This window comes from Pradoshia sp. TA40_28 (assembly GCF_059694525.1).
Window position 1 is genome coordinate 166,061 of the sequence record NZ_JCATZO010000008.1, and the last position, 11,047, is coordinate 177,107.

15 protein-coding genes and 2 riboswitches are annotated in these 11,047 nt (G+C 37.7%); of the genes, 5 read left to right on the forward strand and 10 right to left on the reverse strand.

The annotated features are described in order from the left end of the window. Nucleotides 1–85: 85 nt before the first annotated feature. A riboswitch (glycine riboswitch) is annotated at nt 86–180 on the reverse strand. Nucleotides 181–182: 2 nt separating this feature from the next. Beyond that, a riboswitch (glycine riboswitch) is annotated at nt 183–274 on the reverse strand. 216 nt (nt 275–490) lie between these two features. The 3 genes from AC58NB_RS12655 (at nt 491) to AC58NB_RS12665 (ending at nt 3,400) form a co-directional block, all read left to right on the forward strand. Further along, a complete protein-coding gene (locus AC58NB_RS12655; protein ID WP_497427196.1) occupies nt 491–2,179 on the forward strand; it encodes a DEAD/DEAH box helicase in 1,689 nt (562 codons plus the stop codon). Next, nucleotides 2,157–2,951 carry a YqhG family protein gene (locus AC58NB_RS12660; RefSeq protein ID WP_497427197.1) on the forward strand — a complete coding sequence of 265 codons (795 nt, stop codon included), beginning with the start codon at nt 2,157–2,159 and terminating at the stop codon, nt 2,949–2,951. Before AC58NB_RS12655 ends, AC58NB_RS12660 begins: the two co-directional genes overlap by 23 nt. A gap of 155 nt (nt 2,952–3,106) precedes the next feature. Next, the gene (locus AC58NB_RS12665; protein ID WP_497427198.1) at nt 3,107–3,400 is read left to right on the forward strand and encodes a hypothetical protein; all 294 of its coding nucleotides are present in this window, start codon (nt 3,107–3,109) and stop codon (nt 3,398–3,400) included. 153 nt (nt 3,401–3,553) lie between these two features. On the opposite strand, the gene AC58NB_RS12670 is transcribed toward AC58NB_RS12665, so the two are convergent. The 9 genes from AC58NB_RS12670 to comGA form a co-directional block, all read right to left on the reverse strand. After that, nucleotides 3,554–3,736 carry a YqzE family protein gene (locus tag AC58NB_RS12670; protein ID WP_497427199.1) on the reverse strand — a complete coding sequence of 61 codons (183 nt, stop codon included), beginning with the start codon at nt 3,734–3,736 and terminating at the stop codon, nt 3,554–3,556. 68 nt (nt 3,737–3,804) lie between these two features. After that, on the reverse strand, nt 3,805–4,308 hold the full coding sequence (locus tag AC58NB_RS12675) for a shikimate kinase (protein WP_497427200.1): 504 nt from the start codon (nt 4,306–4,308) through the stop codon (nt 3,805–3,807). Nucleotides 4,309–4,318: 10 nt separating this feature from the next. Continuing rightward, complete coding sequence (locus tag AC58NB_RS12680; protein WP_497427201.1) at nt 4,319–4,669, reverse strand: hypothetical protein; 351 nt, start codon at nt 4,667–4,669, stop codon at nt 4,319–4,321. Nucleotides 4,670–4,688: 19 nt separating this feature from the next. After that, nucleotides 4,689–5,153 (reverse strand): competence type IV pilus minor pilin ComGF, encoded by a 465-nt coding sequence (comGF, locus tag AC58NB_RS12685; protein WP_497427202.1) that lies wholly within the window; start codon nt 5,151–5,153, stop codon nt 4,689–4,691. Continuing rightward, complete coding sequence (locus AC58NB_RS12690) at nt 5,116–5,409, reverse strand: hypothetical protein (RefSeq protein WP_497427203.1); 294 nt, start codon at nt 5,407–5,409, stop codon at nt 5,116–5,118. Before AC58NB_RS12690 ends, comGF begins: the two co-directional genes overlap by 38 nt. Before the next feature lie 16 nt (nt 5,410–5,425). Further along, nucleotides 5,426–5,866: a competence type IV pilus minor pilin ComGD gene (gene comGD / locus AC58NB_RS12695; protein ID WP_497427204.1), complete on the reverse strand. Its 441-nt coding sequence runs from the start codon at nt 5,864–5,866 to the stop codon at nt 5,426–5,428. Nucleotides 5,867–5,868: 2 nt separating this feature from the next. Then, nucleotides 5,869–6,180, reverse strand: a complete 312-nt coding sequence (gene comGC / locus AC58NB_RS12700; RefSeq protein ID WP_497427205.1) for a competence type IV pilus major pilin ComGC — start codon at nt 6,178–6,180, stop codon at nt 5,869–5,871. 13 nt (nt 6,181–6,193) lie between these two features. Continuing rightward, complete coding sequence (gene comGB / locus AC58NB_RS12705; RefSeq protein WP_497427206.1) at nt 6,194–7,234, reverse strand: competence type IV pilus assembly protein ComGB; 1,041 nt, start codon at nt 7,232–7,234, stop codon at nt 6,194–6,196. Then, entirely contained in the window at nt 7,224–8,324 is a 1,101-nt protein-coding gene (gene comGA, locus AC58NB_RS12710; RefSeq protein WP_497427207.1) for a competence type IV pilus ATPase ComGA, read from the reverse strand. Before comGA ends, comGB begins: the two co-directional genes overlap by 11 nt. A 307-nt stretch (nt 8,325–8,631) precedes the next feature. Between comGA and AC58NB_RS12715 the strand changes: the two genes are divergently transcribed. Further along, nucleotides 8,632–9,339, forward strand: a complete 708-nt coding sequence (locus AC58NB_RS12715; protein WP_497427208.1) for a helix-turn-helix transcriptional regulator — start codon at nt 8,632–8,634, stop codon at nt 9,337–9,339. 100 nt (nt 9,340–9,439) lie between these two features. Next, complete coding sequence (locus AC58NB_RS12720; protein WP_491075828.1) at nt 9,440–9,682, forward strand: DUF2626 family protein; 243 nt, start codon at nt 9,440–9,442, stop codon at nt 9,680–9,682. A 31-nt stretch (nt 9,683–9,713) separates the two neighbouring features. Here the strand turns inward: AC58NB_RS12720 and AC58NB_RS12725 are convergent, their stop codons facing one another. Then, the gene (locus AC58NB_RS12725) at nt 9,714–10,790 is read right to left on the reverse strand and encodes a class I SAM-dependent methyltransferase (protein ID WP_497427209.1); all 1,077 of its coding nucleotides are present in this window, start codon (nt 10,788–10,790) and stop codon (nt 9,714–9,716) included. Nucleotides 10,791–11,047 lie beyond the last annotated feature (257 nt).

Here is an 11,047-nt window from a genome sequence, read left to right on the forward strand (position 1 = left end):
TTACACTAACAATTGTTCGAATCTGAGAGTATTAATTAGAAAATAAACAAGCAAAAAAGGACAGAAACCTCCCTCATATGGGAAGTCTCTGTCCTGATACCTGAAAGTTTACCGCCGACAAATCATACTTCGGCGTTTCCTCTTGGGTGGCTTTTCAAACAAGAAAGCGCTCTCCAGAGATGCGTCCAGCAAGCGTCTGTTTACCTGAGAGATTCATGGATTATCCATTTGCTCCTTCGGTGCCGCATGTTGCGGTCTCTCCCCTTGCCTTCATTCGCTCATATTTTTATGTAATTTGGTCATACTAAACAAAAAGCAAGAGGTAAGCCATTTTCAAAATAATCTATACATTTATATCCTACCATCATCAATTATCAGGTGGCAACCCTTACGTTATAGGAATGAATGATTAGGAAACTAGGATTTTTTTAATTCAACTATACATTTCTCTAAGTAGCTTAAATAAAGAAAGTTGGGATTTGCATTGAGTTTGACACCAAAGATCTATTTCGATGAAGAGTGGGAAAAGGAGCTTGAGGAAAAGATAAATGGGGACGGTCCCTGGTGCAATTATTCTCTTTTTAAACTCGGATTGGAGGCTGAAAAGCATAATTTGATCCCGGAATTTAATGGACTCCTCGGTCCAAAGCATTTATCAGGATTCACACCTTTAGCCCATCAGCTGGAAGCAGCTACGGAAGTCATCGAAAGAATGAATGGCAAAGCGATATTAGCTGATGAAGTCGGTCTTGGTAAAACAATTGAGGCCGGCCTGATTTTAAAGGAATATATGATCCGCGGTTTAGTAAGCAAAGTTTTGATTATTGTTCCGGCTTCCCTCGTTTCCCAGTGGGCAAAAGAGCTGAATCAAAAGTTCCATATCCCTGCTGTCATCTATAGGAAAGGATATGGATGGGATTCAGAATGTATCATCACATCCATAGATACCGCTAAACGGGAGCCACATCGTTCAGCCATCTTGGAACAAACCTATGACATTGTCATCATTGATGAGGCTCATAAGTTAAAAAACAATAAAACCAAAAACTATGAATTTGCACAAAAAATTCAGAAGAAATTTTGCTTACTATTAACGGCAACGCCTATTCAGAACAAGCTTGAAGAGATATTTTATCTCGTTTCATTACTTAAGCCAGGTCATCTTGGGAGCTATGCTACATTTAACGATCGGTTTTCTGCCAAGAAACGTTCAGGGAAAGATGATGCCTATTTAAAAGAATTAGTGAATATGGTCATGATTCGGAATAAACGCCAGGATACTGGAATTGAATGGACCAGCAGAAAGGTAGAAACAATTTTTATTAATTTCACCGAAAAAGAACAAGCCCTTTATGATGGTGTTTCTTCATTTAGAAAAGAATTGCCTGATGGAATTGGAAGTACATTTTCCTCCTTAACCCTGCAACGGGAAGCATGCAGCAGTAGAGAAGCGGTTTACTTTACGCTAAAAAATATGCTGGATCGAAATCCAGATGCCGGACCAAGTTATACGCAAGCCATACATAATCTGATCAACCAGGTGGAATTAGTTGATTGTAATTCCAAAGCAAAAAAAGCGCTTGAATTGATTCACTCCATCAAGGATAAGGTGATCATTTTTACCGAGTACCGAGCCACTCAATTATATTTGCAATGGTTTCTGAAGCAAAATGGGATTACTTCTGTCCCATTCCGTGGCGGATTTAAACGGAGTAAGAAAGATTGGATGAAGGAATTATTTGAAAAGCAAGCACAGGTCTTAATTGCTACAGAAGCAGGTGGGGAAGGAATTAATCTCCAATTTTGTCATCATATTATTAACTTTGATTTACCGTGGAATCCGATGCGTCTGGAACAAAGAATCGGCCGAATTCACAGGCTTGGACAAACAGAAGATGTCCGCATTTATAATTTTGCTACCAAGAATACGATTGAAGAACATATTATGAAAATCTTATATGAAAAAATACAACTATTTGAGCGAGTGGTTGGAGAACTTGATGATATTTTAACCAGACTGGAGGTTAAGAATCTTGAAGAACATCTAACCGACATCGTCAGCAAATCAAAAACAGAGGGGGAGATGAAAATTAAAATGGATAACCTCACTTCCCTAATTGAACTTGCCCAAGATATTAAAAAGGAGATGCCTTCCCATGCAGCAACAGGAAATTCATGAGTTTCTCGTTCAATTTTTCACAACTAATCATTGTGAAATCATCAATCAGGGACCAGCCCACCTTACTGTGCAATTGACGATTGATATGGATAAAGAATTAATGAATCGTCCTTTTTACTGGCATTATCTCGAGAAGATAGGCGGGGTACCCAATCCGATGAGTTTGACCCTTATCCTTGATAAAGAGGCTGCCCCTCCTGATTTAAAAGGAGAATTCATTCATTTTGGATCACCACGGCTCCACCAAATATTTTCATCCGCCCAAAAATTGTCTAAGCATATTCGTTTATTTGAGGAGATTACAGTGACAAGCGGCCAAATGCCCTTATTCCCGTGGTTAGTTGTGAATGTAAATGTCTCCTATGAATGTGATCGGAAAAAGGACTTATTTTATTCAATAGGACTGAACTTGATTAACGGTGTTTTCACAGAAAATTTTATGGACTCGGTGGATAAACTCTCGCTGACACCTAAAATATCTGATTATACATTTACACTGACACCTATCATTCGTTATCAAAGCGGATTGAATCGCCTAAAAGCGTATATTCAAAATAAAATTAATCACGATGACCATCAATGGGCTGACGATGCTTGTGTACGCTGGAATAAAGATCTAAATTTGCTAAAGCATTTTTATGAGGATAAAAAAGAGGAGGAAAGTAACACCTATGAACTCGAAAAAGAGGCATTGCGGCTGCAATATGAGCCCCGGATCCGTGTCAATATCATAAATGGGGGACTCTTTTATCTTACCGGTAAGGCTATCTGAATAACAAATAGTCTTTTACGATGTGACTAAAAGGTCCTCAGAGATTCAACTAATACACCATTCCAATTTCACCTATCTAAGATTTTAGAATATGACTTAAAAAAATATCATATATAGAATACTGAGTGTTAACAAGAATGGATTGGAGGTCGTTTATGTTTTATTTAATCGTTGTCTCTCTTTATGTCTTATTTTTTATCTCCTTAATTTCTCTCTTTTCAACCATCACGAAAGAAAGCAAGGCCGTACGTTACCTTATCACAGTTATTTATTCTGCTACAGGTATACTATTCACGTTTTTAGTAGTTGCCGAGATTGTATCTCCATCAGAAGATGCCAATATTGGCTTAGGTTTATCTATTTGGCTAACCGGTTTGATTAGTATTATGGGCATTATTATCGCGTTATTCCATTATTTAAGCACGAAAGCAACAAATCGTAACCTCTGAAGACACCTAACGCATTCTTCAAGAAAGAAAGAACAACAACAATCTGCATCTTGTTAACTAACAGCATAACTTAGAACATACACAGGAAAAATGGGTACAAAAAAAGCAGTGGTTTTTGAATCCGAACCCACTGCTTTACTCACCACGTGCTATTTAAAGAGTCTTGCGCTTAAAGAGCATACCAATTGATAACGGAATAATACCGAACCAATTGCTCAGGAATGGCGGCCGGTCATCTTTATGATGGCGACGCTGCTCTTTACGTTGTTCCTTTGGCTGGTTCATATACACTAACCATTGGACCGTCAAAAATTTTACATAATCATTTGTTTTCATCACTATTCACCCATCAGCAGTATATCCACGTTTCCTGCACTCTATTCACGGATTTCCTCAACAGACAGCTAGTTTACTGTGATGTTCATTAAAATCTCCTCGATAATATCAGTTATTGTTTTCCCATCTGTTCGTACTTGAAATTCAGAAGCTTGCTTATACAGCTCCATCCTCTTTTGATACAGCTGTTCAATTTGTTCCTTTTTATTGCTGGTCAATAAGGGACGTGATGAATCATTTTTAAGCCTTTTCATAATTTCCGCGGGACTGGCATCAAGCCAAATGACCGTACCATTCTCATTCATATACTTCCGATTGGTCTCCCTCAGGATCATTCCACCGCCTGTTGCAATGATGCAATTTTCAGTAGGCAATGATTGCAATGCCTTCTGTTCTAAATCTCTAAATCCCTTCTCACCTACTTCATCAAAGAGCTGTGAGATAGATTTTCCGGTTATTTCAACCACTGTCTGGTCACTATCATAAAAGGGATAGTGCCATTTTTCAGCAAGCCGCATTCCCACGGTCGTTTTCCCGGCTCCCATAAATCCGATTAAATATATAACAGTCATGCTGCTCCCCCTAACTATCTGTCCATTTCACTACTTTTTCTGCCTCTGTTGAATACGTGATGGTTTCCCGTCTTATTGTATGCTCCGTTTGAATGACAAGTAAGATTTGATAGAAACCTTTCTCCAGGGGCTTTAAATGATAGGTTATTCTTCCATTATAATAAACCCATTCCCCTTTTGTCTCTAGGATATCCCCATCATCAAGCATTGAGATCGCAGCACTGGTCCCCACATCACCTAGATAGGAAGTTTTCAGCCATTCCATTTGAAACTTATGATAGTTTACTTCCTGTGCCATTTTTCCAATCGAATAAAAACAGACAAGAAATATAACTGAAAAGAATAATAGTGCTACTGGCAAAAATATCCCTCGTTCATTTTTAAGAGGGTTCAAATTTATATCGCTTAAAAAGCTTTTTTTCATATTTTTCACCATTTATAAGCATCACTGTTATCGTCAATAATTTTTCCTCTTTTTTTAAATGGATGCTCTTAATATTTTGGAGGACCATTTCATGACCTGCCCCATTTACTCGCCTTCTTACCATATTGTTGTAAGTCTCATATGTTATTTCTTCTCCCTCTTTACTCAGTAAAAGGACATTGCTTTTTGGAACTTCCAAGTCTTTTGACTTTTGAATTTCCCTTTCTAATTGGCGGATGAAGATATTCCATTCCATCCTTGAATTCGTATTCACATCTTCAATATGCCAGTCGGTGACACTTGCGAGCGCACTTGTCATAAACACGGATAATAAAGAGAATAACCCTAGTGCGAACAACATCTCAACCATTGTAAAGCCAGCATTATTCAGGCAGCTTTTCATATACTTTTTGTAATTCATTCTTTGAGTTGCTATATTCCGCAAAATAAACGTCCCCTTCAAGATAAAAAGTGTAGGTCTTCCCTTCGATATCTGCTTGTCCGATATATAGCGGCCGGCCGTTTATTTGGTACTCATTCAAGTGTTCAAATAACCTATTTGAGGCAACTTCCTCCATTCTATAGTCATTCTTTTGCGCCATACTTACCATATAGGCTGGCAATAATAAACAGCAGCTTACGATCAGTATTCCAAATGAAATCAGGAGATCCAACATGATATACCCTCGCTCTTTATACTTCGGATATATAAAATCTCCCCCTCCCTAATTGAAAAACCAGCTTATAAATCGTCTTTCCACTTTTATCCGTTAGATGAATTGTTGTCGGACCTTCAATATTGCCGGATGATGTATAGGTAACCGTCACATTCCCCACTTTTTTAAATCTTAGCGAGTCTGCCTTCTGTATCGTTAAGATCGTATGATTCGTATACGAGTACGCTGAATATTCATTTTGACCAGTAGAAAATCTAAGTGTGACATGTGTTTTATTTTCAATAGCATAGGCTTGCGCATAGTAAATATCCTTTTCGAGCTGGTTTAAAAACACCTTTTGTTCATACGTTTCAAACATCTTCCATGTAATGGTATTTACGATAGTCAGCATTAAAGTTAGACATCCAAGTACAATTAACACCTCTACTAAAGTAAATCCATCTTCTTTCTCTTCCATTTTTATTCATCCAGAAGACTTACAGTACCATCATCTGCTATAACAGCCGTTTTCCCCTCTGGACATTTCACATCCTCTTTTAAAAATCCTGAAGAGATAAGATTTTCCATGGAGGGCATACTGCCTTCCTTTAATTTATACGCTTGTACCTGCCCCTCAACCATCTTCACATAAGCATCGCATCCTTTGCTATTAACCGCTTCCTGATTTTTCATTACATTTGGTACCGTAATAATTAATAAAACAGAGATAACCAGCATGACAATCAACATTTCAATCAATGTAAATCCCTGTTCATTTTTAACATATTTCATCAAATTCACCGTCCTAAATCGTATTCATTAATGAAATCATGGGCATTAAGATAGCCAGGTAAAGCAGAATCACAAGTATGGCTACCATACCAAACATTAATGGCTGAACCACCTTTATATATTTTTCTGTCAGCATTTCCATTTCATTCAACAGCATCCTGCTGTAGTAAAGAAGCTCTTCCCCCAATAGACTATTTTTTTGCCCATGGCTGACCACTCTTTCGAAATCTCTCATATAAATTTTTAAATCACCGCAAATGTTATCGAGCGTATCTCCCTCTTGTAAACGCTCTATCATTTGAAGAGCTATTTCCCTTACCAGTTTTTTAGGATCTTGTTGACTCATAATGGTTAAAGCATCAATAATAGAAACTCCACCCTTCAATAATGAACCAAGCTGCATGGAGAAATAATACGTGGTTGAAAGTCTTCTAAATGTACGTAGTAAGGGGATTTTAATCATAAGTAATTCCTGGTTTATTTTTGATAATTTGTTCAAAAAATAGTGGTAAATGAGTGAGAAAATGGTGAGAAGCAGAATGATAATAAGAGGAAGATTATTAATGAAGGTAGCGAGTAAGACGGATAGTTTTAAAAATATATTGGATTCTTGTCCTACTCCCTGATACATTTCTGAGAATTTGGGCAATAAGTAATTTGTGAATGCTTGCAGCAAAGCAAATGTAAAAACAAGCAAGAAAATGGGATAGTATAACAAATTTTTTAATTTTGCACGATCTTCACTTTTCTTTAACCAAATCTTTCCCCCATCCTGTAAAGATTTCGATAGCTGTCCATGTTTTTCTCCATAGGATACCAACCCGACCAGCTCTTGTTCAAAATTCAGCCACTCTAAAAAATCTCTAAACGTATGGCCTTCTTTTAATAAATCAAGCGCCTCTCTAATTCCATCACGGTATTTCTTTTTCCCATGAATAAGTGAAAATTCAATCCCTTCATACAAGGTAAACCCATTTTCCAATAAATCGCCCAATTCTAGCAAAAACCTCGCTTGATCCTTACCAGACCACCGGGACTTTTGATTAATCGTCATGCACCCACCTCTCATATTCTTTTTGATTCACAAACCCATAAGCCACCGCCTTGCTGATGAGGTGAGATAAATCCGGATATTGATACTTCACTTCATCCCCTCCCATCTCCGCCCATACTTTCGCCAATTCATTGCCATAAATCATTTCATGCACGCTTACCCGTCCACGATTCTTTTCCATAAGACAATATGGCGAGCATTCATCCTCACAAAAAGGGCAATGCAATTCCAATAGTCTCTGGGAGGTTACTCCTAAAAGCGTCTGTTTGGCCTCCTCCTTGTCTATCCCAAATTCCAGAAGCCTTCTTACTGCTCCTAATACATCACTCGCGTGCATGGTACTTAATATTAAGTGGCCTGTTAAAGCCGCACGAACCGCTATCCTAGCCGTTTCGGCATCCCGGATTTCTCCTATCATAATGATGTCGGGGTCATGTCGTAAGGCCGCTTTCAAACCAATGGAATAACTAATGCCGGCTTTTTCATTGATTTGCACTTGAATGGCATCATCGGACTGATGTTCAACGGGATCTTCCAAAGTAATGATATTTCGATTAATGGTTTGTTTTGCATGATGAAGCATGGAATATAAAGTAGTCGTTTTTCCACTGCCAGTCGGGCCGCAGAACAATAATAAACCATGAGAATGCTTCAGCATGGAAATTAAAGTTGTCGATATTTTGGGAAAAAGTGAGATTTCTTCGATTGGGAGAGTTTGCAGGTTGGGAATAATGCGGATGACGAGTGATTCTGAATAAGGGGTAGGTAAGGTTGATAAACGGAGGCCAATCCATTTATTTGAGATAAACATCGTTAAAGAACCTGACTGGGGACGTCTCTTTTCTCCTATATCCATCCCGGCCATAAATTTAAAATGGGAGATAAGCCGTTCCGCTCTCTCTCTTTTATAACTGCCTCCCGAAAACAATCTGTTGTGAATGCGATAATGTAATTGAGTTTGCTTACGCTGCGGAACAATATGGATATCTGAGGCTTTGAACTTTACTGCTTCTGTTACAACTTTATCAGCCAGCTTATCGATGGTGAGCAATTCCTGTTTCACCTCCTTTATATGTTTATGGATTATCATATTTGACATTAACCAGCCAATCCCTGCTTACATGTTGAAAGTTTCGTAATTTGTCACATTTTGATGACTTTTTGGAAAATCATTCATAAATATGAAAGATTTCATTCATAGCTACACATTAACAAATTTATTGATTAATTTTAAAATTGAGATATCCCATACCAAGTAGAGGTTGAAAAATTAATTTAACAAATTGTGGCTAAATTACAACATATGCTCGCAGTTTGAGAGATTAATCACAAACAACATATCAAAGCCTGAATAACTGTATTATAATGGAATTATTAAGAAGCGCGAGGTGGACATAGTGGACCAAACATTAAAGATTACCAACGTATTATCAGATCCGACCAGATACTATATTTATCAGCATATAGCTAAAAGGCATAACGAGGTCACCGTACAGGAAATCGCAGATATATTTGAAATTCATCCCAATGTTGCTCGCTTGCATTTAACTAAGCTTGAAGATGTAAATATGCTTGTTTCCGAAACAAAGAAAACAGGAAAAGGCGGAAGACCAAGCAGACTATATCGATTATCTGATGATCTCATACAGCTTAACTTCCCATACCGTGATTACCAGCTTCTTTCTAAAATTGCGCTTGAAACGATGTTCTCACTAGGAGAGGCCGGGAAAACAGCATTATTTAACACAGGAAAATTATTCGGTAAAGAGCTGGCAGAACAGCATATGAAAGGTCTTGGAGGAAATCAGGACAGCCTGTCTTTTGATCATAAACTATCCATTATAAAAGATGCATCAACCACTGCGGGATTCTATCCAGAATTCGTTACGTCAGAAGATCAATCAGCTATTTTCTTTAAAATTAATAATTGTCCTTTTAAAGAAATTGCCTTCGAGCATAAGGAAGCAGTCTGTGGCATGCATCATGAATTTTTACGCGGTATGTTCAATGTACTCTTCGATTCAATCGAATTAATCGAAGAGGAAAATATGTTTGATCATGCGAATTGCCATGCTTGTACGTATAGACTTCTTTCCAACAATTAATCACAAAATTCGGACATCCATTTTAAGATAGTTTACATTCTTTAACAATATCCTTATAATAGTAATGATGGAATTATAAGGGGATAAGGGAGGTTATGGGATGGATAGAATGTTCAGAGTTTGTGGTTTCTGGACCGGAATTATGGCAGTCATGTTCTTTATCGGGGATATGCACACCACATCACTCATCTTTTTCGGTCAAACTGGTTTCTTTGTCATTTTAAGCTATTTAAAATTATCTGAGAGAATGTACTTATATGTTTTTGGTGCGTATTTAACCGTTTTCTTTGCCGGGTTTACCTATTGGACAACATTCATGATGACTCCTGGAGCGGGCCATTAATTCATAGTAAAACCTTGATTGAATTAAACAATCAAGGTTTTTTTATATTCCAAGATTGAACTAAAACACTGAAACTCTCACTAATCCAATCTCCCAACACTAATTGTTTGATTTGTCTGTTCCGTCTGCTAATGGATGAAAACGGGTCATTATCCGCATGCGGAACAAGTTCGTTTAATATCCCTTCCTCCAACAAAAAAGATTGTTGACCACCCCAGTACTCAAGTTTAAGCCCTGCTTTTCTTCCTTCATTTTTAAGCAAAGTAAAATTTACCGTACTGGTTATATCTATATCTCCTGGATTTTCAAGAATTGAGTCTATTAATTGATGGCTTTTAAACCCTCTTAAAGTTCCATTTTTACGTGCAGGTATATAGAGATCCTCCATTTCCATTCCATAATCAATCGTCACAAGGAATCCTTTTTCCATCCTTTCGATGATTTGCTGGTATGCAGTCACCATCGGGCATGGCACTTCTATTCGATTGATAAAATCAGGTATATTCCACTCCTCAAAATAAGAATAAACAATCTGATTATTGAGCTGTCTTGTCGTCTCGATCAGTTCTCCGTGCTTCACAGTGACGCCCGCTTCTTTCCACTGATTCTTATCCCGAACCAATACATGAACAGGGAAAGCATCGAAAAACTCATTTGAAAAAATTAATCCTTTTATCATCGGCATATTTTCTATGGAATCTATTAATCTTATTCTATGATCGTTTGCCGCAGCTTTCACAATAAACTCTTGGTGATAAGGGCTCGATTCAACAATATAATAAGTTGCTTCTAATGCCAGCTCCGGGTTTACCAGTTCCAACCCTCTCAAAAAATCACATGCCATTTTGCCCGTGCCACCGCCAAGTTCACAAATAACAGGCGATAAATTACATTCACTTAATTTCCGCCCTGCCCATTTACCTAAGAATTCACCAAAGATCGGTGACATACTGACAGAAGTATAAAAGTCCCCTTTACTTCCCAGTTTATCTTTTCTACGTTGGTAATACCCTTCTTCTGGGTGATACAATGCTAATTCTATATACTTGTTATAAGGCAAAAATAAATCTTCCGTTTCCTGAATGGATGCTTCGATTATTCTTTTCATATATTCACCTAATTTTATAAATATTCTAAAAGTTTTATCGAAACTATTAACACCTCTTGTGATTATGTGCTATAGAGAAAGTGGCCCCCTCCTTTTTACAGGAAGCACACCTGGACTCCTTATCCAGGTATAAGGAGGGCAAACCACTTTTATCATCTCTATCTTAAAAACGGATTGTGATTCATCTCATCTTCAATAATTGTTTCCGGTCCATGCCCTGATAAACAGAGCGTTTCTTTTGGTAACGTACATAATCT

Bases quoted from the DNA above. Each gene is read 5' to 3' on its own strand.
- AC58NB_RS12670 (WP_497427199.1), bottom strand. From the start codon at position 3,736: ATGAAAACAAATGATTATGTAAAATTTTTGACGGTCCAATGGTTAGTG.
- comGB (WP_497427206.1), bottom strand. From the start codon at position 7,234: ATGACGATTAATCAAAAGTCCCGGTGGTCTGGTAAGGATCAAGCGAGG.
- AC58NB_RS12675 (WP_497427200.1), bottom strand. From the start codon at position 4,308: ATGACTGTTATATATTTAATCGGATTTATGGGAGCCGGGAAAACGACC.
- comGF (WP_497427202.1), bottom strand. From the start codon at position 5,153: ATGAATTACAAAAAGTATATGAAAAGCTGCCTGAATAATGCTGGCTTT.
- AC58NB_RS12660 (WP_497427197.1), top strand. From the start codon at position 2,157: ATGCAGCAACAGGAAATTCATGAGTTTCTCGTTCAATTTTTCACAACT.
- AC58NB_RS12690 (WP_497427203.1), bottom strand. From the start codon at position 5,409: ATGTTGGATCTCCTGATTTCATTTGGAATACTGATCGTAAGCTGCTGT.
- comGD (WP_497427204.1), bottom strand. From the start codon at position 5,866: ATGGAAGAGAAAGAAGATGGATTTACTTTAGTAGAGGTGTTAATTGTA.
- comGA (WP_497427207.1), bottom strand. From the start codon at position 8,324: ATGATAATCCATAAACATATAAAGGAGGTGAAACAGGAATTGCTCACC.
- AC58NB_RS12725 (WP_497427209.1), bottom strand. From the start codon at position 10,790: ATGAAAAGAATAATCGAAGCATCCATTCAGGAAACGGAAGATTTATTT.
- AC58NB_RS12665 (WP_497427198.1), top strand. From the start codon at position 3,107: ATGTTTTATTTAATCGTTGTCTCTCTTTATGTCTTATTTTTTATCTCC.
- AC58NB_RS12720 (WP_491075828.1), top strand. From the start codon at position 9,440: ATGGATAGAATGTTCAGAGTTTGTGGTTTCTGGACCGGAATTATGGCA.
- comGC (WP_497427205.1), bottom strand. From the start codon at position 6,180: ATGAAATATGTTAAAAATGAACAGGGATTTACATTGATTGAAATGTTG.